The sequence below is a fragment of the Nonomuraea sp. NPDC004354 genome (assembly GCF_053602555.1).
The window spans coordinates 359,606-382,466 of record NZ_JBSGDV010000005.1; the positions used below are offsets into that span (position 1 = coordinate 359,606).

Sequence of the window (22,861 nt, forward strand, 5' to 3'; positions counted from 1 at the left end):
GCCTCCCCTGCCTGAAGATGGGAAAGGCGGCAATAGCAAGATCGTCATCTTGTCGGGCGGGCGTGGCGGCGACAGCGGATTCACTGAACGGTCCGGTGTCAAGGCGCCGTCATCCTTGTCGGGATCTGCTGGTTTCGGTCCCTTTCTGCATGGTAGTCCGGCTCCCTCGAGGGGAGCCGAAACTCCGCGAAATCAGCGAGATAACAGAAGAGGGAATTGATATCGACTTTTCCCTGTCAGCGGCTTCTCCGGCCAGAGGGATAATGCGGATCCTCTTCGGCCTCGGAGAAAAGTTCCTCGCTCCACAGCCGCCGCATTTCCGCGCAGCCGTCCAGCAGCTCGGACAGCCGGCCGCGGCCGGCGACGCGCCCGCGGTCGAGGACGATGATCTGATCGGCCCGCTCCAGCGCCGCCTTCCGGTGCGACACCACCACGAGCGTCGCGGGGCCGCCGCCGTCTCCGGCCGCGGCGATCCGGTCCCACAGCAGCATCTCGGTCTCGACGTCCAGCGCGGACGACAGATCGTCGACGACCAGCAACTCCGGGGCCCGCACCAGCGCGCGGGCCGCCGTCGCCCGCTGCACCTGACCGCCGGACAGCCGCACCCCGCGCGGCCCGACCACCGTGGCCGCGCCGTCCGGCATCCCGGCCAGGTCCTCGTCGAAGGCGGCCAGCCTCAGCGCGCCGGCCAGATGGTCGTCGGGCCGGCCGAGCAGCAGGTTCTCGCGCAGCGAGGCGGAGAACAGCCGCGGGACCTGGCTCACGTAGGCCGCCCTCGGCGGCACCATGAACGTGCCGGGGTCCTCGACGCGCATGCCGTTCCAGGCGATGGTGCCACCGGTGAGCGGCACCAGGCCGAGCAGGGCACGCACCAGCGTCGTCTTGCCCGACCCGACGGCGCCGGTGACGACCGTGAACGACCCCCGCCTGACCGTCAGGTCGACCTCCCGCACGCCGTGGCCGCCGCCGGCGTGGCGCACGCTCAGCCCGCGGATCTCGACCACCTCCAGCGGGTCCGCGCGATCGGGCGCCGGGCCGGCGGGCGGCGGCTCGCGGTGGAACCACACGCCGCTGCTCCTCGACAGGTCCGCGGCGTCCTCGTGGCCGGCCATCAGCCCGGTGAGCCGCTCGGTGGCGACCGCGGCCTGTGGCAGCCGGTAGAGGATCCCGCCGACGGTGCGCGGCAAGGCCGCCAGCCAGCCGACGTAGCTGGTGAACAGTGCCAGGTCGCCCACCGTGAACTCGCCACGGCGCATCGCCGCCGCCGACAGCAGCAGGACCAGGCCGATGCTGACCTCGACGCTCGCGGCCGTCGCGGCGCCGAGCAGGTCGGTGGCCATGCCGTCCTTGACCGCGGCCGCGCGCCGCCTGCTGTTGTGCAGGCGCAGGCGCTCCAGCGCCGCCTCCTCGGCCCCCGTGGTCTTGATCGCCAGGACGGCGCCGAACATCTCGCCGACGTAGGCGGTCACGGCCGCGCCGAGCGTGCGGGCATGTTGGTGCAGCCGCCTGACGACCTCGTTCATCAGCCGGCTCAGCACCCCGATCCCGATCATCGGCAGGACCAGCACGAGGGTGATCAGGGGGTCGATCGACACCATGATCGCGACCGCGGCGCCGCCGAAGAGGAGCGCTCCCGCGAGCGGCACCGACTCGTCGGCGAGTTCGACGAGGTCACTCACGTCGTCGCGCAGCCGGCCCACCGACTCACCCGGCGCGTGCGGCAGCCTGGCCGCCGCGGGCCCGCGCGCGGTCATGACCGACCGCAGCACGTTGGCGCGCAGCAGCGTCGCGGCGGCGTCCCACCAGTAGACCCCGTAGGTGAAGGCGACGACCAGGACGGCGCCGCGAACCAGCTCGACCCCCACGAACGCCGCGCACAGCCACAGCGACACCTCCAGCGCGGCGCGCTGCCCGCTGATGTGGTCGAACAGCGCCCGTAGCAGCAGCCCGCCGGCCAGCGGAATGACGCTGACCGGCAGCCACAGCAGCGCGCCGATCAGGTAGCGGCGCAGGTCGAAACCGGTCAGCCGGACGGCGACCAGCAGGGCGGCCCTCATCGGCGCACCCCCGCCACATCCAGCAGCCGCCCGAACCGGCTGCCCGGGTCGGCGGCGAGGTCGGCGCGCCGGCCGTACTCGACGATCCTGCCCTCGGCGACGACCGCGATCTTGTCGACCCGCGACAGCGACGACAGCCGGTGCGCGATGAGCACCCCCGTCCGGCCGGCCAGCAGCCGGTCGATGCTCCGCTCGACGCGCCGCTCGGTGGCCGGATCGAGCCTGCTCGAGGCCTCGTCGAGGACGACGAGTCCCGGGTCGGCGAGGAACGCCCGCGCGAAGGCGAGCAGCTGCGCCTCACCGGCCGAGACACCGCGCAGCTCGGTGTCGAGCCCGTCGGGCAGCCCGGCCAGCCACGGGCCGAGACCCACCTCGTCCAGGACGGCCCGCAGCCGGTCATCGTCCGCGTGCGGCCGGAACAGCGTCAGGTTGTCGCGGACGCCGGCGGCGAACAGCTGCACGTCCTGCGTGACCGCGCACACCCGCCGCCGCACCGAGGCGGGATCGGCCGCGCGCAGGTCCAGCCCGCCGACCAGGACCGCGCCCTCGGTGGGGTCGTACAGGCGCAGCAGGAGCCTGGCGATGGTCGTCTTGCCGCTGCCGGTCCGGCCGACCAGGCCGAGCGTCTCGCCCGGCGCCAGCGTCAGGGTGATGCCCGACAGCACCTGCTCGTCGTCGCCGTAGGCGAACCCCACGCCGTCGAGCTCCAGGCCGAGCGGTCCCGCGGCAGGCAGCGGACGCGGGTTCACGGGGTCGGGCAGCGCCCGCCGCCGCGCCAGCAGGTCGCCGACCCTGGCGAACCCGGCCAGCGCCGACTGGTACTGCCGCAGCTGCTCGATCAGCCGCTCGAAGGGCGCGCGGACCATCAGCGTGTACTGGAACAGCAGGACGGCGGTGCCGACGGTGAGCGTGCCCGCCTGCTGCGCCCACGCGGCGAGGGCGAGGATGATCGCGGTGCCGGCCGCGAACGCCACGCCGGTCGAAGCCAGCAGGACGCTGCCGATCCGCGAGGCCCGCAACTCCTCCCGGTACCAGGAGGAGGCGACCTGGTGGAAGCGGTAGACGGTGTGCTCGCCCGCGCCGTTGGCGCGGATGTCCTCCGCGCCGGCCAGCCGTTCCTCGAGGTGGCCGAAGAGCATGGCGCTCGCCGCCCGCGACCGGGCGGCCGTCGGTACGGCCAGCCGCTGCGCGCGGGCCATCCCGAAGCCGGCGAGCAGGCAGTAGGCCAGCAGCGCGCCGCCGATGAGGGGATCGACGGCGAACACGACGACCAGCACGCCGCCGAGCAGCAGCAGGCTCGCCACGACGTCCATCAGGAACGCGACGACGAATCGGGCGACGGCCACGACGTCGCCGTCCACCCGCTCGATCATCTCGCCGGGCGTGTGCCGGCCGTGGAAGGCCATGTCGAGGCCGAGGGCGTGCTGGGCCAGCCGCTCCCTGAGCCGGTTCGTGCCGTCCCAGGCGAGCCGGCCGGCGAGCCAGGCGGTGACCACGCGCGCGGCCTGCGCGGCCACGGCGACCGCGAGGAAGGCCAGGGCGAGCAGGACCAGGTGGCGGGTGCCGGCTCCGGCGACGGCGTCGTCGACGAAGCGGCGGGTGAGCTGGGGCGCCGACAGCGGCAGGAGCGTGGCGGCGCTGATGGCGGCGGCGAGCGCCACGGCGGAACGGCGTCCGGGCCGCAGCTCGCGCAGGACGCCGGTGATGGGTGTCGTCATCGGGCGGTGTCACCGCCCGATGACGGTCTACCGGCGGCTACATAGGCCGCCGTCGGTGGGGTCAAGGCGTGCACGAAGCGTCATGTCCTTGGGGTCGGGGAAGGTTCGCGGCTGGGTGGACATGAACGCTCTCCGCATCGCTGCGCTCCCTTTCTCGACGACTCGCTGCCCGGGAGTACAACAGACGGCCGCCCTGGCGGACAACCGATTTTGCCGGCCGCCGTGGGCCGTACGGCCGTACTTCCTGGGTCGTAGCCGAAGGAGTCTTCCCTCGTACGACGACCGGAGGCGGCCGGCACCGCGACGATCACAACATGGAAGACACACTGCGCGCCCTCGTCAAAGGCGCTGTCCTCACCCCCGGCCACGAGCGCTACGACACCGAACGGCAGGCGTGGAACCGGACCATCGACCCCCGGCCCGCCGCCGTCGTGGAAGCCGAGGGCCCGGGCGACATCCGGGCCGCGATCGCCGTCGCCCGCGAGCACGGCGTGCCCTTCGCCGTGCAGTCGACCGGGCACGGCACCCTCGTGCCGGCCGACGGCGGCATCGTGCTGAAGACCTCTCGCATGGCCGAGGTGCGGGTCGATCCCGAACGGCGCACCGCGCGCGCCGGCGCCGGAGCGGTGTGGTCCGACGTCATCGCCGCCGCCGCGCCGTACGGGCTGGCGCCCGTGTCCGGCACGCCCGCGATCGGCGTGGCCGGCTACACGCTGGGCGGCGGCACCGGCTGGCTGTCGCGCCGGTACGGCTACGCCGCCGACAACCTGCTGGGCGCCGAGGTCGTGACGGCCGGCGGCAGGCGCCTCACGGTCAGCGCCGAGGAGCATCCCGACCTGTTCTGGGCGCTGCGCGGCGGCGGCGGCAACGTCGCGGTCGTGACGTCGCTGGAGTTCGCGCTGCACCCGGTCACCGACGTCTACGCGGGCATGACCCTGTTCCCCGCCGAGCGGGCGGCCGACACGCTGGCCCGCTACCGGGAGTGGGCGCCGGACGAGCCCGACGAGTCGAACACCTCGATCATCCTCATGCGGATGCCGGACACGGGCGGGTGGGCGCTGGCCGTACGGGCCTTCTACGCGGGCGGTGCCGAGGCGGCCGAGCGCTGCCTGGCCCCGCTGGTCGACGCGGCGGGCCCGGCGCTGGCCGGCGGGTTCGCGGCGATGAGCTTCGCGGAGGCGGCGACCGCGTTCGGCGGGCCCCCTCCCCCGCCGATGGCCGTGCGCCAGCACCTCGACCTGCTGCGCGAGGTGCCGGACGACGCGATCGAGGCGATCGTCAAGGGCGCGGAGCAGCCGGTGAGCGCGATCGAGCTGCGCCACTGGGGCGGGGCCATGGCGCGGCCCGCCGAGGGGGCCGGCCCGGTCGGTCACCGCGACGTGCCGTTCTCGGTGATCACGACGGCCGTCCTGGACGGCTCCCGCGACGCCGCCGAGGTGGACGAGCGGATGCGCGAGGTGACCGGCTGGCTGGGCCCGCACGTCACCGGCGGGTCGTTCCTGAACTTCCTCACCGACCCGGACCGGACCGCGGCCGCCTACACTCCCGCCGACCACGCGCGGCTGGCCGAGGTGAAGCGGGCCTGGGACCCGGACAACATCCTCGGGCGCTCGCACAACATCCCGCCCGCCGCGGCCGCCCGCTCGGCTTCGTGAGGGCCGTGACGCCCCGGCGCCGGCAGAGTCGGTGTCCTTCAGCGTCCGTGTCGCCGGCCGAAGGTGCGGAGGTCAGTCCTGCGCGTCGGCCCCGGCCGCCCAGCCGGCGGTGATGTCAGCGCCCACGTCGTGCAGGAGCCCGAGGAAGACGGAGACGAGCGGGGTGAGGGAGGGGTCGGCGGGGGCGGCGGCGTGCGGCCGGCGGTGCAGCCCGCCGGTGGGGGCGAGGAAGCGATGGGCCAGGGGCGTCAGTCGCCGCCGAGGCCGTCGAAGTCGTTCCAGCCGGGGCTCCGGGACATGAGCTGGTCCCAGGTGGGCCAGCTCATCCGCGTCTTCTGGCGGACGAGCTCACCCATCATGCTGTACGGCGGAGCCTTGTGCGGCTTGTCGAGCGCCTGGCCGACGATCGCGTCGCGCAGCGCGGCCGCGGCGTGCAGGCGGGGCAGCACGGCATGGATGCGATCGGCGTAGCCCGCGGGGAGGGGGTGCGCCGCCGCGGGGGTGAGGTCGTATCCGGCGCCGGCCGTCACGAGCGCGATCTCGGGCCGCTTGCGGTGGGCGACGTCGAAGAACAGGTGGAGGGCTACCGCGTCCCAGACGATCTCGACCTTGTCCGGCGCGACTCCCTGCTCGGTGAGGAAGCGCGCGGCCACGTCGGCGCCGTCGACGTCGAAACGCTGGTCTCCGTTGCCCTCGTCGCTGAGCCCCACGTCGTGCAGGACGCATCCCAAAAACAGCAGTTCGTCGTCGTAGTCATGGCCGGGTCGCAGACCCTGCTGTTCGCCGAGGAAGCGCCCGTAGAGGTAGGTGCGCATGCTGTGGTTGAAGATCGCCGGCTCTTCGATGTCCCTGGCGAAGCGCATCGCCTTCAACGCCGGCTCGGTTCGGGGAAAGGGCAGGTCGCCGTACGTGTCCATCGGGTCAGCCTTCCTGGGCGCCGGGGGCGGGGTGTCGTACGTCGGAGTGGAGGCGGCGCAGGGCGAGCAGGCCGCCGACCGCCGGGACGCAGGCAAGCCGGCGGGCGCCGGAGGAGGCCCCCGGGACCAGCGACGCGGCTCCGATGACGGCGACGTAGCACATGCCGTGCACCGGGCCGACGAACGTCGTGATCGTCTTGGCGTGCACGGTGAGCAGGTTGACGATGAGGATCACCAGGGAGGCGGTCTCGAGACCGGCCGCGATCCGCAGGGCGCGCACGGACATCACGCTCCCGTGCCCGAGCCGGGTCGGACGATCATGAGGACCACGACGGTCGCCCATGCCAGGTTGTAGATCCCGGTGAACATCGACAGCCGGCGCAACCGCCTGCCGTCGTCGGGACGGCTGAGCGCGTCACGCTGGCGCGGGTAGATCTGCGTGGCCAGCAGGCCGCCGGCGATGGCGGTGAGAACCATGGAGATGGTGATCCAGATCTCGCCCATACGGCCCTGGCCACTGGCCAGGATGATCCCGGCGGCGGGCACGACGAGCCCGAGGATGCTGTAACCCCGGGTGATGCGGTGCAGGGCGACGGCCACCGCCCGGTTCCTGTCGCCCTGGTCGGGTGGCGGCGAGGGGTCGGCTGCGCCCGCGCCGGCCGGTACGCCGGCGGCGACGGGCGCGTAGCGGGGAAACAGGCTCGTCGCGACGGCCGAACCGCCGACGAACACGATGGCGGCGAGCACATGCACCGACAGCAGCAGACTTTCCACAGGTCCTCCTCAGGTCATCCTTCAGGCAGGCTGAAACCTACCATGAACCTTCAGTCGGCCTGAAGGTAACCCCCTGTCCCGGCCTTCCGGGCCACGCGACCCGACCACGAGCGGCCGTTCTGGGCGCCCCCGAGCGGCGGCGATGGCCAGGACCGTGATCCGCTGAAAAGATCTCCCGAGAACTCCTGTCAGGGACGAGACGGTGTGCCGCGAGGGTGTGAGATCACTTGCTGCCGTGTCCACCGTCGGTGGACGCCGCACGCGGGCGACGACCAGGCACCCGCCGGGCCCGGACAGCGGATGACCAGCGAGGAAGCGAGGACAGAGGCGAGTGTCAGATCGTGACGACCCGGTAGCCGAGGATGGACGAGGACACCGGCCGGGGTCCGGCGAGGACCCGGTGGACGTCTTCATCGGAGAGTTACGGGCGCTGCATCGGCAGCAGGGGTCACCGTCGGTACGGGAGCTGGCGGACCGGACCCGGCGCGCCCAGGCGCCCTACTCGAAGTCGGTCATCGGCCAGGCGCTGCAGGGGCATCGTCTGCCGTCGGAGGGCGTGCTGCGAGCGCTGGTTCACGCTCTCGGTGTCGACGATCCTCAGCCGTGGGTGGATCGCCGTGCGCAGGTCATCGCCGCCGGCAGAACCGCACCGGCGGCGCGGCACAACCCTGTCGAGCAGGCGGCCGGCGAAGGCGCCGGCACCGACGAGCCGGGCGCCGCAGCCGAGGGCCCGGTCGTGGGCCCTACGGACCCCGGCGCCGGCCGCGGGCTCCTGACGCGGAAGAAGTCCCTGCGATGGGTGATCACGACGGCGGTCGTGGCGGCGACCGCCGTCCTCTTCGCGGCGGGGATGTCGGCGCTGGGCGGCACGGAGACGGCCGCCGGCCCCGGGCCCGTCGTGACAAAGGTGTCGCCCGCCCTGCCTGAGGCCGTGCCCTCCCAGGTGAGTGCCCCTGTCGCGGGCTCCTCGCCAAGCCGTGCCACGCCTGCCGCCACGAACACCTGGAGCGCGGTGCACGGCCTCGGCTGCCAGGCGGAATGGTCCTACGCCGACCCCGGCTGGCGACCGACCGGCGGCGGCTGGAGGCAGGACGGCTGCACAGGCACGGCGCTGTTCCTGCAGGTGACGTCCGAATTGGGCCATGCCACGCAGCTGGTGAACTGGTACTTCGACACCCGGCCGCGCGCCAGGTGCACCGTCGAGGCCTTCATCGCCGACGACCGCCGGTCGGCCGGCACCGCCTACTACTACCTCGACGACGACGACACCACCGCCCCGCACCTGGGCGGACCGGTCACCGTTGACCAGAAAGCCCATCGCGGCACCTGGGTCACCCTGGGCAGTTGGCCGGTCCCCGGGCCGGGACGCCTGACCCTCATCCTGGCCAACCAGCCCCATCGCGCCCACGACACCTCCACCGTGACGGCATCCGCGGCCCGCGCCACGTGCCGCTGGAGTGACGAATAAGGTCGGTCCGTCGGCGGCGCGTGCCGATCAACGGCCCCACACGGCGGGCCACGCCGGTCCGAGAGTCCGGACCGGCGTGCGTTCAGCGGGGGTCGACGACGCGGCCGTGCCTGATGGCGCCGACCACGAGAAGCAGGGAACCGGCGACCGCCGCCACCCCGAGGCCCACCGCCACCCAGCGTGAGACCTCGACGAGCGAGGTCTGGTCGTCGAGCAGGACCTCCGACAGAGGGAAGGAGGCGAGCGAGGCCACCAGGGCGCAGCCGCCCAGCACGCCGTAGACCTTGCCGTTGGCGAGCGCGGTGGCCGCGCAGAAGGAGAGGGAGATCCCGGCCGTCATCAGGGCGAGGAAGGCGATCCCCCCGACGGTGTCCGCCGTGGTGAAGGACGCCGCGGGCCCGTCGGCCCGTAACGCCCTCCAGAGCAGGGTCAGGCCGACGTAACCCAGCGCACCCGTGGCCAGCCCCCCGATCGCCTGGTGGAGGGGCGAGGGCTTACCCGACCGCGTGTCGAGCTGTTCGGCGATCGTCGCCGCGTACTCCTTGGGGGTGCCGAACGCCGTCGTGGGGTCCTCGCCCGTCTCCGCGACGTGCGCCTCGACCTCCGCCAGCACCTCGCCGACCCGGACCCCCGAGATGTCGCGCAGGCGCAGCGCCAGCATCAGCTCCTCGCGGTACTTCCTGTCGAGAGCGGTCATCCCTTGACTCCTCGCTCGATCACGCTGATCGCGGTCTTCGCGAATGCCGCCCATTCGGGCCCCTGCGTCGCGAGCGCCGCCCGGCCTTCGTCGGTCAGCCTGAAGAACTTCCGGCCCGGCCCGCCCTCTCCGGCCCGCCACTCGGCCTGCAGCAGGCCGTCGGTGGTCAACCGGTTGAGCAGCGGGTAGAGCGTGCCCGCTTTCATGTCGGGCATCCCGGCCCTCTCCAGGCGCTGGAGCAGGGCGTAGCCGTAGTCCTCGCCGGTCTCGGCGAGCAGCGCCAGCACGGCGAGGTCGAGCACCCCGCGCAGCCACTGTGTCCGCCTGGACGTCACGTCCGCCATGAGAGGAAGGTAACACCTACTAGTAGGTCTCGCATGGTAGTGGGGCAGGTGGCGCCCCTACGAGCCGGGCGCTCGAACCTCGCCCTCGCGCCAGTCGCGGTAGGTGGTGGTGAACCTGGCGGTGAGCTTGGTCGTCTCGTCGAGCGGGAAATGCCACGAGAGCTCGAACGTCTTCGGCCTGTTCCGCCCGTCCAGCACCAGCACCCACGACAGGCTGGTGTCGCCGGTTTCCCGCTCGGTGCGTTCGTCACCGTGGAGCGCCCTGATCTGCCGCGCGAGCGGCGCCGGAGCCTTCCTGGTGACCAGCGCGCCGGCGTAACGGCGGCCCGAGGCGCTCACGTTCTCGGTCGTCCTGGCCAGATCGGCGATCACGCCCACCGCTCCCATGGTGTGAGGGCACCGGGCGTACAGCAGGATCGGCGCTCGGGACGGGTCGGGCATCTCCTTCCCGTCGATGTACTCGGTTTCGGTGAGGACCACGCGTTGGGTCAGCTCGAGATTCTCCGCCGTCACCGTCATGTCCATGCGGGTGTCGACCGACGACACCGCGTCGTGATCGTAGGACAGCTTCCCCTGCGCCTTGGTGGCCCAGGTGCCCTGGGGCAGGAACCCCTCGAAGGTGAAGTCGGCCATGGGCGTCACGTTGACCGCGCTCTCCAGGGCGAGCGGGAGGTCCCGGGAGGTCGGCGGGGCCGTCGAGGAGCCGGTGGGGGTCGGCTGGTCGGCCATGTCGTCCCCCGGCGTGCCGAAGCCGCGCCACAGGACCACGCCGGTGGTCGCCGCGGCCACCACGGCCGCCACCCCACCCGCCAGGAGAGCCCGCCGTGACGCCACACCGGATCCGCGCTCTGCCGTCGGGCGCTCGCGCCCGACGCCATCGGTCGGTACGGCGCCGCCGGGCACCGCCCCGCCCCCGCCCGGCACCCCTGCAACGCCGCCGGCCGTCGGTACGGCGCCGCCGTGCGCCGCCTCGGCGCCGTGGCGCAGGGCGGCGTCCTGCTGCGCGGGCGCCCGCTCCCCGAGAAGCTCCAGCAGCAGGTCACGCGCCGACGGCCGGAGCGCCGGATCCTTGGCCAGGCACCTGGCGACGATCCCGCGCAACGGTTCCCGCAGCTCGCCCAGGGCCGGCTCGTTGTGCAGGATGCGGTAGGCGGTCGCCGCGAAGGTGTCGTTGCCGAACGGCGGCCACCCGTTGGCGGCGTGGACCATCGTCGCGCCCCAGGCGAACACGTCGGACGCCGGCCCCACCGGCAGGCCGCGGAACTGCTCGGGCGCCATGTACGGCGGCGTGCCGGACGCGCCCTCCCTGGTCGCGGTGACGTCGACCAGCCTGGCGATGCCGAAGTCGATCACTCTGGGCCCGTCGGGGCCGATGAGCACGTTGCCCGGCTTGAAGTCGCGGTGGACGACGCCCGCCCGGTGGATGGCGGCCAGCGCGGTGGCGGTGCCGATGGCCAGCCTGGTCAGCGCGGCGCCGCGCACGGGCGCGACGGCGGCGAGGGCGGGGCCGTCGATGTACTCGCTGGCCACGTAGGGCGGCTGGTGGTCGAGGTCGACACGCAGCACGCGGGCCGTGCAGAACTCGGCGACCTGGCGGGCCGCGGCGACCTCGCGGGCGAAGGCACGGTCGATCCCGCCGGTCATGACCTTGACGGCGGCGAGCCCGCCGTGCTCGTCCTGCCCCAGGTAGACCGTGCCCTGCCCGCCCTGTCCCAGCTGACGGAGGATGCGGTATGGGCCGATGCGCACGTATGCCTCACATCATCGCGGGACTGCGGCTCGAGAATGGCCTGTGGCGCAGGACGGAGTGTCCGGTTCGACCGGGTGCGCGCCGCAACCGGTCGGTGGCGAGGCGCGGACCGCCTCGCCACGGGCGACGCTACAGGGCGCTGCCCTTCTTCCACTCCTTGAACGACAGCTGCCAGAAGCCCCAGCCGTTGTTCCACTCCAGCGCCCGGTTGGTGCCCTTGATGTCGACGATGTCGCCGCGCTGCGCGTTGTCGAAGAACCACTTGGCCTGGTCGGGCCGGGCGTTGATGCAGCCGTGGCTGACGTTGCGCCTGCCCTGGGCCCAGACGTTGTCCTTGGCGTGGACGTACTCGCCCGAGTTGGAGATCCGCACCGCGTGGTTGATCATCACGTCGTAGTAGCCGGGGTCGCCCTTCTTGCGGCCCGGCGAGATCATCCGGACCGGGTTGCCCCTCTCCATCGTCATGTGGATGCCGGACGTGGTGGTGTACTCCCGGGTGGTGGCCATGCCGGCGCTGATCCGCATGGTCTGCACCCTCTTGCCGTCTCGGTAGACGTACATCATGTGCGTCTTGGCATTGATCTTGCTGATCTGCTGGGCGCCGATCTTGATCGAGGTGGTGTAGTCCTCGAGCCCGTACATGTCCTTGCCGCCCTGCACGCCGTTCAGGCGGGCGGTCACCTTCACCGTCTGGTGCGCGGGCCAGTACTTGGCGGTGCGGTAGATGACGGTCGTGTCGTTGATCCACCGCCACGCGCCCTCGACCGGCTTCTCGGCCTCGACCTCGAGCGCCCCCTCGACGGCGGCCTTGTCGGACACCGGGTTGTTGAAGGTGAGGATGATCGGCGCCCCCACGCCGACCTTCTCACCCTTCTGGTTCGGCGTCAGGTCGGCGACGTCGAGGACCACCGCGGGCTTGAGGGTCTTGAAGCTGGCCGCGGCGGTGGTCGTCCCGGCCTTGGCGGAGACGCTGTAGGCGCTGGTGGGCCGCAGCGGCTCCTTGGAGACCCATTTGGTCTTGTCGGCGTTGAAGGAGCCTTCCACCCGCTTGCCGCCGCCCTCGACGACAACCTCGTCGAGCGCGCCACCCGAGGCCGTCACCACGACCTTCTTGTTGGGCTTCACCTTGGCGCTGCCCTCGGCCGGGCTGATCTTGATCTGCGGCGCGGGCGTCGCCGACGTGGTCGCGGATCCGCCGTCCGCGGTGGTCCCTCCGGTGACCGCCGAGCCGTTCGAGCACGACGCGGTCAGAGCCGCCGCCACAATGACCGCGACCCCGGCGGCAGGCTTCCGCCACGCTGGCGCAACGCTCAACACAACCCTCTCCCCCATACCAGCAAAGTGCACCCAAAAACCTTAATGGCCATATCCATTGGATGCTGCATCTTATGGGAGAGTTCATTCAAATTCGGACACATTGTGCTGTCAGCCGCTTGACAGCCTGTGCGTCAGTCCCGTGTGCCTCCTTCCCGCACCCTTGGTCCTGACGGCCTGCGCCAGCGCCCGCCGCGACCCGACGATGACCACCAGCTTCTTCGCCCTGGTGATGGCGGTGTAGAGCAGGTTGCGCTGCAACATCATCCACGCGCTGGTGGCCAGCGGGATCACCACGGCCGGGTACTCGCTGCCCTGCGACCGGTGGATCGAGACGGCGTAGGCGTGGGCCAGCTCGTCGAGCTCGTCGAAGGAATAGTCGACGCTTTCCTCCTCATCAGTCAGGACTGTCAGCTTTTGATCGTCCAGCCTGATGTCGGTGACCACGCCGACCGTGCCGTTGAACACACCCGCCGCGCCCTTGTCATAGTTGTTGCGCAACTGGGTGACCTTGTCGCCGACCCTGAACACGCGCCCGCCGTACCGGCGCTCCGGCATGCCCTCGCGCGAGGGGGTCAGCGCCTCCTGCAGGGCGGCGTTGAGCGCGCCCGCCCCCGCCGCGCCCCGGTGCATGGGCGCCAGCACCTGCACGTCGCGGCGCGGGTTGAGGCCGAACTTGCGGGCGATCCGGCGCGCGACGACGTCGACGGTGAGCGAGGCGATCTCCTCGGGCTCATCGCACGGGAAGAGGAAGAAGTCCTTCATGCCCTCCAGCACGGGATGGCGGCCGGTGTTGACCCGGTGGGCGTTGACCACGACGCCCGACTCCTGCGCCTGGCGGAAGATCTGCGTCAGCCGTACCCGGGGGATGTCGTCGGCGGCCAGCAGGTCCTTGAGCACCTCGCCCGCGCCGACCGACGGGAGCTGGTCGACGTCGCCGACCAGCAGCAGGTGCGCGCCGGGGGCGATCGCCTTGACGAGCTTGTTGGCCAGCAGCAGGTCGAGCATCGACGCCTCGTCGACCACGACCAGGTCGGCGTCCAGGGGGTTGTCGCGGTCGAAGGTCGCCTCGCCGCCCGGCCGCAGCTGGAGCAGCCGGTGCACGGTGGTGGCCTCGTGACCGGTCAGCTCGGCCAGGCGCTTGGCCGCCCGGCCCGTCGGGGCGGCCAGGATGACCTTGGCCCGCTTCGCGCGGGCCAGCTGCACGATCGACCGGACGGTGAACGACTTGCCGCAGCCGGGCCCGCCGGTCAGCGCCGCGACCTTCTCGGTGAGAGCCAGCCGGACGGCCTGGCGTTGCTCGGCGGCCAGCTCGGCCCCGCTCTGGCCGCGCAGCCAGTCCTCGGCCCTGACCCAGTCGACGTCGGCGAAGGCCTTCAGCCTGTCGCGGCCGGTGCGCAGCAGGCCGAGCAGGCTGCCGGCGAGCGACAGCTCCGCGCGGTGGAAGGGGACGAGGTAGACGGCCGGAACGAGGTTCTCGCCCGCCGGGATGTCCTCGCGGACCACGCCCTCCTCGGCGACCAGCTCGTCCAGGCACGTCCTGACCAGCTCGGCCGGCACGTCGAGGATCTTGACGGCGTCGGCGACCAGGTTGGGCGCGGGCAGGTAGCAGTGGCCGTCGTCGGCGGCCTGGGACAGCGTGTAGCGCAGCCCGGCCTTGACGCGTTCGGGGCTGTCGTGCGGGATCCCGACGGCCTGGGCGATGGTGTCGGCGGTCTTGAAGCCGATGCCCCAGACGTCGTCGGCCAGCTTGTACGGCTGGCTCCGGACGACCGAGATCGACGCCTCGCCGTACTGCTTGAAGATGCGGACCGCGATCGAGGTGGAGACGCCGACGCCCTGGAGGAAGATCATGACCTCCTTGATGATCTTCTGTTCCTCCCAGGCGATCGCGATCAGCTTGGTCCGCTTGGGCCCCAGCCCCGGCACCTCGACCAGGCGCTCGGGAGCGGTCTCGATGATGTCGAGGGTGTCGGTGCCGAAGTGGCCGACGATGCGCTCGGCCATCTTGGGACCGATGCCCTTGATCAGGCCTGATCCCAGGTAGCGCTGGATGCCCTGGATCGTGGCGGGCAGCACGGTGGTGTAGGACCACACCTCGAACTGCTTGCCGTAGCGCGGGTGGGAGGTCCACCTGCCGGTCAGCCGGAGCGACTCGCCGACCTGCGCGCCCAGCAACGGCCCCACCACGGTCAGCAACTCGGCGCCCGACCGCTCGGTGGCGACGCGGGCGATGGTGTAGCCGGTCTCCTCGCTGGCGAAGGTGATCCGTTCGAGCACCGCTTCCAGCGTCGTCGCGGGGGGACCGCCTGATCCAGCCGTCACGCCTACCTCTCTCCCGAGCTCTTCTGGCCAGGGTAGAGCAGCGGCGGCCGACTGTGATCAGCGGTGGACGGCCCGCGGGGACAGGCGCCGCACCAGAGGCCGGACGTACAGATGGGCCAGGATCGCCAGGCCGCCCAGCAGCAGCAGCGCCGTGAACATCCACTCCCCCGAGCCGTCCGGCCCGTAGACCCGGTTGGGCCGCCCGACGTCGATGGCCCTGGTCTCCGTGCCGGCACGGTGTGACTCCCGGTCGCTGTCGTACATCGCCACCTCGGCCCGGCGCACGGTGCCGTCGTCGGAGCGGAAGGTCCCGATCCAGCTGCAGCTCTCGTGTCCGGGATGCTGGACGCAGTAGAGGCGTTGCGCGGTGAACGTGCCAGGAAGACCGTCGGCCCGTGCCGCCCGGATGACATGACCGATGTTCGGGGTGGCGAGGTACAGCAGGAAAGCAGCGACGAGGGTCATCGCCACGGCGAAGGCCGGAGACCGCTTGCCGGGCCGTCCGCCCGCCATCGTCATCGCCCGTAGGCGAGCGCGCAGCCGCACCGCATCCCGGCACGCTCGGACTCGCGGGGGCGCCGGTGCAGGAGCATCGCCACCACCATGGGCGCGAAGACGACGGCGTTGTAGAACAGATGCAGCTCCACCCGGGGGACCAGCAGCTGGATGATGCTGGTGGGCACCGGCCTGCCCAGCAGGTTGTTGCCGGTCACCGCCTGCATGAGCAGGAGGAAGTGTTCCAGGTGGTGCCAGGTCTGGATGGCCAGCGCGATGTTCCACCAGGTGCGGGCGCGCCCGGTGAAGCCCTTGCGCAGCAGGAGGAAGCCGGCGAGCATCAGCAGCGCGTAGCCGTAGTGCATCCACTCCGACTTGACCAGCCAGGGGAACGGCACGCCGAGGACGCCACGGGCTTCGGGGATCGGCCAGTCCAGGACGTAGATCTGGACCGCCTGGGCCAGGTGCTCGGCCCAGTGCGCCACCACGACGGCCAGGAACAGGCCGAGGGCGGCCCGGTGGTGACGACCGTTGAGCAGCGATGTCTGAACGGTGTCGGGGTGCGTCCAGGACTGGGCGGCCATGTGCGAACACCTCTTCCTCGGAACCTACGGCGTGACCTGCGCGCGTTCCAGACCGGCGCCTGCTGCGCGTGCGCTGAGCCCCCCGAGCGCCGAATCCGCAAGGATCGTAGAACGGCGCATGCGTCGCGGCGATCGCGCTGACAGCTTTCCGTCAGGACGACCTTCTGGAGCGGTGCCGCCTGATCATCCTGACGTGGGCAGAGCGGGGGTTGACCCTCGGTAACCTTCCGCTCATGAGTGAAGTGGGTCAGACGGCGGCCAGGGCGCTGCTGCGCAGGCTTGCCGTGGAGCAGGCGGAGTCGAGGGTGCCGTCGCTGGCGGCAGTGATCGTGCGGGACGGCCGGCCGGCCTGGTTCGGGGCCAGGGGCCAGGTCGGGGACGGTGCGCCCACCCCCGACACGCAGTACCGGATCGGCTCGATCACCAAGTCCATGGTCGGCGCCGTCGTGATGAGGTTGCGCGACGAGGGCCGGGTCGACCTGCTCGACCCGCTCGGCAAGCACGTGGAGGGCACGCCGTTCGAGCACGTCACGATCGCCCAGCTGCTCTCGCACACCGGCGGGCTGACGGCCGAGCCGCCGACGGAGTGGTGGGAGCGCACGCCCGGCCTGCCGTTCGACGAGCTGGCCGCCCGACTCGGCCCGGAGGGCTCGCGGCACCGGCCGGGCCGCCGCTTCCACTACTCCAACCTCGGGTTCGGCCTGCTGGGCGAGGTGGTGGCGCGCCATCGCGGCATGACGTGGCTGGAGGCGGTCCGCAGGGAGGTCCTGGAGCCGCTGGGGATGAACGACACCACCGCGCGGCCCCGGGCCCCGCACGCCACGGGCTACGCCGTGCACCCCTTCGCCGACGTGCTGCTGCCCGAGCCGGAGCACGACGCGGCCGCGATGGCCCCGGCGGGACAGCTGTGGTCGACGCCCGCCGACCTGGCCAGGTGGGCGGCGTTCCTGGCCGGCTCCACGCCGGGCGTGCTGGCGCCAGGGACGCTTGCCGAGATGCGCGAACCCGCCACCGTGGACGACGGTGACGCGTGGACCTCGGGGTACGGCCTGGGCCTGCAGCTGGCCAGGTCCGGCGGGCGGCGCCTGGCGGGCCACACCGGGTCGATGCCCGGCTTCCTGGCCACCGTGTGGAGCGATCCGGCCGACCAGGTCGGCGTGCTGTTCATGGCCAACACCACCTCGGGCGTGAGCCGTACGCTGGCGACCGAGCTGCTGGCCATCCTCGACGAGCACGAGCCGCGCCTGCCCGAGCCGTGGAAGCCGGTCGCCGCCGACCCCGGCCTGCTGGCGCTGACAGGGCTGTGGCACTGGGGTCCCACGCCGTACGTGCTGAGGCTGCTGCCCGAGCGCGGGCTGTCGCTGACGCCGGTGAACGGCCCGGGCCGGGCCTCGCGCTTCGTGGCCCAGCAGGACGGCACCTGGCTCGGCCTGGACGGCTACTACGCGGGTGAGGTGCTCAGGGTGGGCGACGGGTTCCTCGACCTGAACACCTTCGTCTTCACGCGCGAGCCGTACCAGGACGGGACGCCGATCCCCGGCGGGCCCGGCCAGTGGGGCGCCCCCCGCTAGCGCGCATCGCCCGCCGCAGCGCGGGCTCGCCGCATCTGCCATGACCTGGCGGCGATTCGCCCCGCAGATGCGCGGCGACCCGGGTGTTCAGACTGGAATGTGCGAAGGTATGGTGATTACTTGTGACGACGTTCCGGATCAGCGAGGCGGCCGCCCTGCTCGGAGTCAGCGCCGACACCGTACGCCGGTGGGTCGACGCGGGCCGGCTGGCCGCCGAGCGCGACGAGAACGGCCACCGCCAGGTGAACGGCGCCGACCTGGCGGCCTTCGCCCGCACCCAGATCGAGGCGGAGGACGGCACGGGCCACTCCTCGGCGCGCAACCGCTTCCGCGGCATCGTGACCGAGGTCATCAAGGACGCGGTGATGGCCCAGGTGGAGATCGCCGCGGGTCCCTTCCGGGTGGTGTCGCTGATGAGCCGCCAGTCCGCCGACGAGCTCGACCTGCGGGTGGGCGTGGTGGCGGTCGCCGTGATCAAGTCCACGAACGTCGTCGTGGAGATCCCCGACCACACTCGCACTGTGAGTCAGTAAGGAGTCCTTGGTGCTCAGGCGTCAATCCCGATGGGCCCTCGCCCTTCCCCTCGTCGTCGCCCTGGCGGGCCTGTCCGGCTGCGGGTCGACCGAAGCGGCCGCTCCGGCCGCCCCGGCCGCCACCGCCTCCGCGGCGGGCGGCGAGGCCGCGACGGTGACGGTGTTCGCCGCCGCGTCGCTGACCGGCACGTTCACCGAACTCGGCAAGACCTTCGAGGCCGCCCATCCGGGCACGACGGTGAAGTTCAACTTCGGCTCCAGCGCCACGCTGGCCCAGCAGATCACCGCTGGAGCGCCCGCCGACGTGTTCGCCGCCGCCAGCCCCGCCACGATGAAGACCGTCACCGACGCGGGGCTGGCGGGCGCGCCTGCCACGTTCGTGCGCAACAAGCTGGAGATCGCCGTCCCGGCCGACAATCCTGCCAAGGTCGACGACCTGAAGGACCTGACCGACGCCAAGGTCAAGGTCGCGCTGTGCGCCGAGCAGGTGCCGTGCGGCGCCGCGGCCGTCAAGGCGCTGGACGCGGCCGGGCTGAAGGTCACCCCGGTGACGCTCGAGCAGGACGTGAAGGCCACGCTCACCAAGGTCGAGCTCGGCGAGGTCGACGCCGCCCTCGTCTACAAGACCGACGTGATCGCCTCCGGCGGCAAGGTGCGCGGCATCCCCTTCCCCGAGGCCGACAAGGCGATCAACGACTATCCGATCGCGGCGCTGTCCAAGGCGCCCGCGCCCGGCCCGGCCAAGCAGTTCGTCGACCTGGTGCTGTCGGCTGAGGGCAAGGGCGTGCTCACCAAGGCCGGATTCGAGGCGCCCTGACCCCGATGACCGCCACACCCACGGCACCCGCCCAGGGCGCCGAGCGACGAGGCACCACCGGCCGCCTGCCCTGGCTGCTGGTGGTGCCCGCCCTCCTCGGTCTCGCCTTCCTGGTGCTGCCGCTGGCCGGCCTGCTGGTCCGGGCGCCGTGGGCGACGCTGCTGGACCGGCTGGCCGAGCCGCAGGTGCTGGAGGCGTTGCGGTTGTCGATGGTCACCTCGACGGTCGCCACGGCCGTCTGCCTGGTGTTCGGCGTGCCGCTGGCCTGGCTGCTGGCCAGGGTGTCCTTCCCCGGCCGGCGGCTGGTGCGCGCCCTGGTCACCGTGCCGCTGGTGCTGCCGCCCGTGGTCGGCGGCGTCGCGCTGCTGCTGGTGCTCGGCCGGCGCGGCCTGATCGGGCAGTGGCTCGACGCCACGTTCGGCATCACGCTGCCTTTCACCACGGCGGGCGTGGTGGTCGCCGAGGCGTTCGTGGCCATGCCGTTCCTGGTCATCAGCGTCGAGGGCGCGCTGCGCGCCACCGACCAGCGCTTCGAGGAGGCCGCGGCCACGCTCGGCGCCTCCCGCTGGACCACCTTCCGCCGCGTCACGCTGCCGCTGATCATGCCGGGCGTCGTGGCCGGCGCGGTGCTGTGCTGGGCCAGGGCCCTCGGCGAGTTCGGCGCCACCATCACCTTCGCCGGCAACTTCCCCGGCACCACCAGGACGATGCCGCTGGCGGTCTACCTGGCGCTGGAGAGCGAGCCGGAGGCGGCCATCGTGCTCAGCCTCGTCCTGCTCGCCGTCTCGGTGGTCATCCTGGCGAGCCTGCGCGACCGGTGGGTGAGCAGCCCATGACCCTGCGCGCCCGCCTGGTCGTCACCAGACCGGCCTTCGGCCTCGACGTCTCGCTGGAGGTCGCCGCCGGCGAGGTCGTCGCCCTGCTCGGGCCCAACGGCGCCGGCAAGACCACCGCGCTGCGCGCCCTGGCCGGCCTCACCGGGCTGTCGGCCGGCGGGCACATCACCCTCGACGATCAGCCGCTGCACGACATGGCCGTCGAGCAGCGCCCGATCGGCATGGTCTTCCAGGACTACCTGCTCTTCCCGCACCTGTCCGCGCTGGACAACGTCGCCTTCGGGCTGCGCTGCCGCGGCGCGGCCAAAACCGAGTCGCGCCGTACGGCACGCGACTGGCTGGAGCGCGTCGGCCTGGCCGCGCACGCCGCGGCCAGGCCCCGCCGGCTGTCCGGCGGCCAGGCCCAGCGCGTCGCCCTGGCCAGGGCGCTGGCCGTACGGCCCCGGCTGCTGCTGCTCGACGAGCCGCTCGCGGCGCTGGACGCGCACACCAAGCTGGAGATCCGCTCCCAGCTGCGTCATCACCTGGCCGGCTTCGACGGCGCCACCGTCCTGGTGACCCACGACCCGCTGGACGCGATGGTGCTGGCCGACCGGCTCGTGGTCATCGAGGACGGCGCGGTCGTCCAGGAGGGCACGCCCGCCGAGGTGGCCCGCAGGCCGCGGACCGACTACGTCGCCCGCCTGGTCGGGCTCAACTTCTACCGCGGCCTGGCCGGCGGGCACCAGGTCAAGGTCGGCGAGCTGGTGGTCAGCACCACCGAGCAGCTCGACGGGCCCGCGTTCGTGGCCTTCCCGCCCGCCGCGGTCGCCCTCTACCGCTCGCGTCCCGACGGCAGCCCCCGCAACCTGTGGCAGGCGCGCATCGAGGGCATCGAACGGCACGGCGACAGCGTCCGCGTCCACCTCAACGGGCCGATCAGCGCGTTCGCCGACATCACCCCGGCCGCCGTGGCCGAACTCGACCTGACACCAGGGCAGAGCATCTGGGCGTCGGTCAAGGCCACGGAGACCCACGCCTACCCGGCATGAACCGTTCGGGCCCGGCGTCGAGGTGTTCGGCCCCGAGGTGGAGATCGGGAAGGACGCGTCTTCGCAGGACAGGCTGCCGGCCTTCATCGGGCGCGATCCACGGTGGCGGCCATGGGCGAGACCGTGAGCGAGCGTCGGCCGTCGCGACGCCATCCGGAGCGGGCGATCGTCACGCTCCGGACGGCAGGCCGCCGTCGACGCGGTCGGGCGGCGGAACCCTCGCAGCCGGCCCGGGCGTCAGGCTGAAGCCCGGCTCCTTCACCGCCGGGTGAGGACGTCCAGGCAGTGCCGGTAGAACCGGTCGGGGTCCACGGTGACGGCGGCCTTGACCGGCCGCCCGCCGGGGTCGCGCACGGTGCGCCCCTGGCCGGCCCCCTCGGTGACGACGTCGCAGTGGACCGTCTCGAAGCCGCAGATGCCGGGTTCGGCCAGGTATGACGTGGTGAGGCTGTCCCAGCAGCAGTACGGCAGGCCGGTGGTCTCCAGCACGCCGAACGTCAACGCGAGCAGCGACCCGGCCAGATCGCTGAGCGGCTTGCCGTAGTGGCGGCCGAAGGCGTGGGTGAAGGCGGTGGTCACCGGCACCTGGTCGGTCACGTCCAAGGGGAAGAGCGTGATGGGCAGCGTCGAGTCGAAGACGCGCTTGGCGGCTTCGGGGTCCCAGTAGACGTTCCACTCCGCCGAGCCGTCGTGCCCCGGCTCGTCGACGTTGCCGGGAACGTCGAGGGCTCCGCCCATGAAGACCACCTCCTCGATCGTGGCCGCGACCTCCGGGTGGTGGTCGAGGCACCAGGCGAGGTTGGTCAGCGGGCCGGTGGCGAGGATGGTGACGGGCGCGTCGGCCTCCAGCAGCCACGCGGCCAGACGTTCGTGGGCGGGAAGCGCCCCGTCCCGCGACGTCGGCGGCGCGCTCCGGTTGAGCACGGGCAACGCGTCGGCGCGGAGGGCGTCGATGCGCCAGGCGAGCGGGAAGGGGTTGCGCCCCGTCAGTTCGCCGAGGGCCGTCGGCACCTGCGGCAGCCCGGCCAGCTCGAGGATCTTGCGGGTGGCCGACATGGCCGGCACGGGCAGGCAGTCAGCCGGCGTGACGGCGATCCCGCGCAGGTCGACCGTGTCGTACTGGGTGAGGAGAAGGAGCGACAGCAGGTCGTCGAGGGCGCCGTCGTGGTCGAAGAGCACCGGACGGCGGGTCGTCAGGTCAGTCACGGCGCCTCACCAGGTGGAAGGAGAAGTCGGTGCCCCGGTGGTAGTCCTCGGAGTAGAGCAACGGCTGCCCGCCGCTGTCGTGGTGGGTCTGCAGCAGCGCCAGCCAGGCCCCGCCTGACTCCTCGATGCCGACCCGTGCCGCCTGTTCGGCCGTCAGGGTGACGGCACGGACATGCGTCACCGCGTACGCGACGGTGTGGCCGTGCTCGGTGAGGGTCTGGAACAGCGAGCCGGTCCAGTCGACCTCGTCCAGCGGGCGCGAGATCAGCGACCGGGCGAAGAAGTCGATCGAATACAGCAGGACGTCGTGCTCGTGCCGGCGCAGCCGCTCCAGCCGTACGATCGCCTGCCCGGCCGGCAACCGCAGGGTCTCCCGCTGGTGGCTGTCGGGCTCCAGGACCGAGACGTCCAGGACCGCGTTGTCCCCCTGGTAGCCGCGGCTGGCGAGCATCTCGGTGACGCCTTCCAGGCGGGTCAGCGGGCGATCGAGGCTGGGCTGGGAGGTCAGGTAGCGCCCGTCGCCGTGGCGGGCCTGGATGAGTCCTTCCTGCTCGAGGAGCTTGAGGGCCTCGCGGAGGCTCGTCCGGCTCACGCTGAAGCGCGCGATGAGGTCGTTCTCGGAGGGCAGCCTGTCGCCGGGGCGCAACCCCTCCTCGACGACCAGTGTCCGGAGCCGGTCGCGCACCTGCACGGCCAGCGTCCGATGTCGCCGTGTCACATTCGATCTCCCTTCGTGGCCACGATCACGCCGGTGGCCACCATGGTGCGG

General features: G+C 72.3%; 21 protein-coding genes. 7 read left to right on the top strand and 14 right to left on the bottom strand.

All coding sequences use genetic code 11. The annotated features are described in order from the left end of the window. Positions 1-236: 236 nt before the first annotated feature. On the bottom strand, positions 237-2,057 hold the full coding sequence (locus ACWENQ_RS18945; RefSeq protein ID WP_452415354.1) for an ABC transporter ATP-binding protein: 1,821 nt from the start codon (positions 2,055-2,057) through the stop codon (positions 237-239). Further along, the gene (locus ACWENQ_RS18950) at positions 2,054-3,775 is read right to left on the bottom strand and encodes an ABC transporter ATP-binding protein (protein ID WP_452415356.1); all 1,722 of its coding nucleotides are present in this window, start codon (positions 3,773-3,775) and stop codon (positions 2,054-2,056) included. Before ACWENQ_RS18950 ends, ACWENQ_RS18945 begins: the two co-directional genes overlap by 4 nt. 314 nt (positions 3,776-4,089) lie before the next feature. On the opposite strand from ACWENQ_RS18950, the gene ACWENQ_RS18955 reads away from it, so the two are divergent. Next, on the top strand, positions 4,090-5,430 hold the full coding sequence (locus ACWENQ_RS18955; RefSeq protein WP_449922234.1) for an FAD-binding oxidoreductase: 1,341 nt from the start codon (positions 4,090-4,092) through the stop codon (positions 5,428-5,430). 248 nt (positions 5,431-5,678) lie between these two features. On the opposite strand, the gene ACWENQ_RS18960 is transcribed toward ACWENQ_RS18955, so the two are convergent. From ACWENQ_RS18960 to ACWENQ_RS18970, 3 genes are read right to left on the bottom strand one after another with little or no spacing between them, the layout of a single operon-like run. After that, positions 5,679-6,347, bottom strand: a complete 669-nt coding sequence (locus ACWENQ_RS18960; protein ID WP_452415358.1) for an HD domain-containing protein — start codon at positions 6,345-6,347, stop codon at positions 5,679-5,681. A gap of 4 nt (positions 6,348-6,351) precedes the next feature. Then, the gene (locus ACWENQ_RS18965; protein ID WP_452415359.1) at positions 6,352-6,633 is read right to left on the bottom strand and encodes a hypothetical protein; all 282 of its coding nucleotides are present in this window, start codon (positions 6,631-6,633) and stop codon (positions 6,352-6,354) included. After that, a complete protein-coding gene (locus tag ACWENQ_RS18970) occupies positions 6,633-7,121 on the bottom strand; it encodes a hypothetical protein (RefSeq protein ID WP_452415361.1) in 489 nt (162 codons plus the stop codon). Before ACWENQ_RS18970 ends, ACWENQ_RS18965 begins: the two co-directional genes overlap by 1 nt. A gap of 400 nt (positions 7,122-7,521) precedes the next feature. Between ACWENQ_RS18970 and ACWENQ_RS18975 the strand changes: the two genes are divergently transcribed. After that, a complete protein-coding gene (locus ACWENQ_RS18975) occupies positions 7,522-8,589 on the top strand; it encodes a hypothetical protein (protein ID WP_452415363.1) in 1,068 nt (355 codons plus the stop codon). 82 nt (positions 8,590-8,671) lie between these two features. Here the strand turns inward: ACWENQ_RS18975 and ACWENQ_RS18980 are convergent, their stop codons facing one another. The 7 genes from ACWENQ_RS18980 to ACWENQ_RS19010 all read right to left on the bottom strand — a co-directional run bounded on the left by ACWENQ_RS18980 (position 8,672) and on the right by ACWENQ_RS19010 (position 16,098). Next, positions 8,672-9,286 carry an HAAS signaling domain-containing protein gene (locus ACWENQ_RS18980; RefSeq protein WP_452415365.1) on the bottom strand — a complete coding sequence of 205 codons (615 nt, stop codon included), beginning with the start codon at positions 9,284-9,286 and terminating at the stop codon, positions 8,672-8,674. Further along, positions 9,283-9,630: a PadR family transcriptional regulator gene (locus tag ACWENQ_RS18985; RefSeq protein ID WP_452415366.1), complete on the bottom strand. Its 348-nt coding sequence runs from the start codon at positions 9,628-9,630 to the stop codon at positions 9,283-9,285. The genes ACWENQ_RS18980 and ACWENQ_RS18985 overlap by 4 nt, the downstream gene beginning before the upstream one ends. A gap of 57 nt (positions 9,631-9,687) precedes the next feature. After that, entirely contained in the window at positions 9,688-11,379 is a 1,692-nt protein-coding gene (locus ACWENQ_RS18990) for a protein kinase domain-containing protein (protein ID WP_452415367.1), read from the bottom strand. Between the two features lie 130 nt (positions 11,380-11,509). Beyond that, positions 11,510-12,697: an Ig-like domain-containing protein gene (locus ACWENQ_RS18995; protein ID WP_452415368.1), complete on the bottom strand. Its 1,188-nt coding sequence runs from the start codon at positions 12,695-12,697 to the stop codon at positions 11,510-11,512. A gap of 108 nt (positions 12,698-12,805) precedes the next feature. After that, a complete protein-coding gene (recD2, locus tag ACWENQ_RS19000) occupies positions 12,806-15,019 on the bottom strand; it encodes an SF1B family DNA helicase RecD2 (RefSeq protein ID WP_452415369.1) in 2,214 nt (737 codons plus the stop codon). A 57-nt stretch (positions 15,020-15,076) separates the two neighbouring features. After that, positions 15,077-15,538: a hypothetical protein gene (locus ACWENQ_RS19005; protein WP_452415371.1), complete on the bottom strand. Its 462-nt coding sequence runs from the start codon at positions 15,536-15,538 to the stop codon at positions 15,077-15,079. Continuing rightward, positions 15,535-16,098, bottom strand: a complete 564-nt coding sequence (locus tag ACWENQ_RS19010; RefSeq protein ID WP_452415372.1) for a hypothetical protein — start codon at positions 16,096-16,098, stop codon at positions 15,535-15,537. The genes ACWENQ_RS19005 and ACWENQ_RS19010 overlap by 4 nt, the downstream gene beginning before the upstream one ends. Positions 16,099-16,331: 233 nt before the next feature. Here ACWENQ_RS19010 and ACWENQ_RS19015 point away from each other — a divergent pair, with 233 nt between their 5' ends. The 5 genes from ACWENQ_RS19015 to ACWENQ_RS19035 all read left to right on the top strand — a co-directional run bounded on the left by ACWENQ_RS19015 (position 16,332) and on the right by ACWENQ_RS19035 (position 20,886). Further along, positions 16,332-17,669 carry a serine hydrolase domain-containing protein gene (locus ACWENQ_RS19015; RefSeq protein ID WP_452415374.1) on the top strand — a complete coding sequence of 446 codons (1,338 nt, stop codon included), beginning with the start codon at positions 16,332-16,334 and terminating at the stop codon, positions 17,667-17,669. 122 nt (positions 17,670-17,791) lie between these two features. Further along, a complete protein-coding gene (locus ACWENQ_RS19020) occupies positions 17,792-18,202 on the top strand; it encodes a TOBE domain-containing protein (protein WP_452415375.1) in 411 nt (136 codons plus the stop codon). 7 nt (positions 18,203-18,209) lie between these two features. Beyond that, positions 18,210-19,019: a molybdate ABC transporter substrate-binding protein gene (gene modA, locus ACWENQ_RS19025; protein ID WP_449922211.1), complete on the top strand. Its 810-nt coding sequence runs from the start codon at positions 18,210-18,212 to the stop codon at positions 19,017-19,019. A 5-nt stretch (positions 19,020-19,024) separates the two neighbouring features. Next, on the top strand, positions 19,025-19,855 hold the full coding sequence (locus ACWENQ_RS19030; RefSeq protein WP_452415378.1) for an ABC transporter permease: 831 nt from the start codon (positions 19,025-19,027) through the stop codon (positions 19,853-19,855). Next, a complete protein-coding gene (locus tag ACWENQ_RS19035) occupies positions 19,852-20,886 on the top strand; it encodes an ABC transporter ATP-binding protein (protein ID WP_449922207.1) in 1,035 nt (344 codons plus the stop codon). The genes ACWENQ_RS19030 and ACWENQ_RS19035 overlap by 4 nt, the downstream gene beginning before the upstream one ends. 258 nt (positions 20,887-21,144) lie before the next feature. Here the strand turns inward: ACWENQ_RS19035 and ACWENQ_RS19040 are convergent, their stop codons facing one another. Then, positions 21,145-22,092 carry a nucleoside hydrolase gene (locus ACWENQ_RS19040; RefSeq protein WP_452415380.1) on the bottom strand — a complete coding sequence of 316 codons (948 nt, stop codon included), beginning with the start codon at positions 22,090-22,092 and terminating at the stop codon, positions 21,145-21,147. After that, complete coding sequence (locus tag ACWENQ_RS19045) at positions 22,085-22,810, bottom strand: GntR family transcriptional regulator (protein ID WP_354918674.1); 726 nt, start codon at positions 22,808-22,810, stop codon at positions 22,085-22,087. Before ACWENQ_RS19045 ends, ACWENQ_RS19040 begins: the two co-directional genes overlap by 8 nt. Positions 22,811-22,861 lie beyond the last annotated feature (51 nt).

Excerpts from the sequence above, each read along its gene's own strand:
- ACWENQ_RS18945 (WP_452415354.1), bottom strand. The coding sequence starts at position 2,057 with ATGAGGGCCGCCCTGCTGGTCGCCGTCCGGCTGACCGGTTTCGACCTG.
- ACWENQ_RS18950 (WP_452415356.1), bottom strand. The coding sequence starts at position 3,775 with ATGACGACACCCATCACCGGCGTCCTGCGCGAGCTGCGGCCCGGACGC.
- ACWENQ_RS18955 (WP_449922234.1), top strand. The coding sequence starts at position 4,090 with ATGGAAGACACACTGCGCGCCCTCGTCAAAGGCGCTGTCCTCACCCCC.
- ACWENQ_RS18960 (WP_452415358.1), bottom strand. The coding sequence starts at position 6,347 with ATGGACACGTACGGCGACCTGCCCTTTCCCCGAACCGAGCCGGCGTTG.
- ACWENQ_RS18965 (WP_452415359.1), bottom strand. The coding sequence starts at position 6,633 with ATGTCCGTGCGCGCCCTGCGGATCGCGGCCGGTCTCGAGACCGCCTCC.
- ACWENQ_RS18980 (WP_452415365.1), bottom strand. The coding sequence starts at position 9,286 with ATGACCGCTCTCGACAGGAAGTACCGCGAGGAGCTGATGCTGGCGCTG.
- ACWENQ_RS18985 (WP_452415366.1), bottom strand. The coding sequence starts at position 9,630 with ATGGCGGACGTGACGTCCAGGCGGACACAGTGGCTGCGCGGGGTGCTC.
- ACWENQ_RS19005 (WP_452415371.1), bottom strand. The coding sequence starts at position 15,538 with ATGACGATGGCGGGCGGACGGCCCGGCAAGCGGTCTCCGGCCTTCGCC.
- ACWENQ_RS19010 (WP_452415372.1), bottom strand. The coding sequence starts at position 16,098 with ATGGCCGCCCAGTCCTGGACGCACCCCGACACCGTTCAGACATCGCTG.
- ACWENQ_RS19015 (WP_452415374.1), top strand. The coding sequence starts at position 16,332 with ATGAGTGAAGTGGGTCAGACGGCGGCCAGGGCGCTGCTGCGCAGGCTT.
- ACWENQ_RS19030 (WP_452415378.1), top strand. The coding sequence starts at position 19,025 with ATGACCGCCACACCCACGGCACCCGCCCAGGGCGCCGAGCGACGAGGC.
- ACWENQ_RS19035 (WP_449922207.1), top strand. The coding sequence starts at position 19,852 with ATGACCCTGCGCGCCCGCCTGGTCGTCACCAGACCGGCCTTCGGCCTC.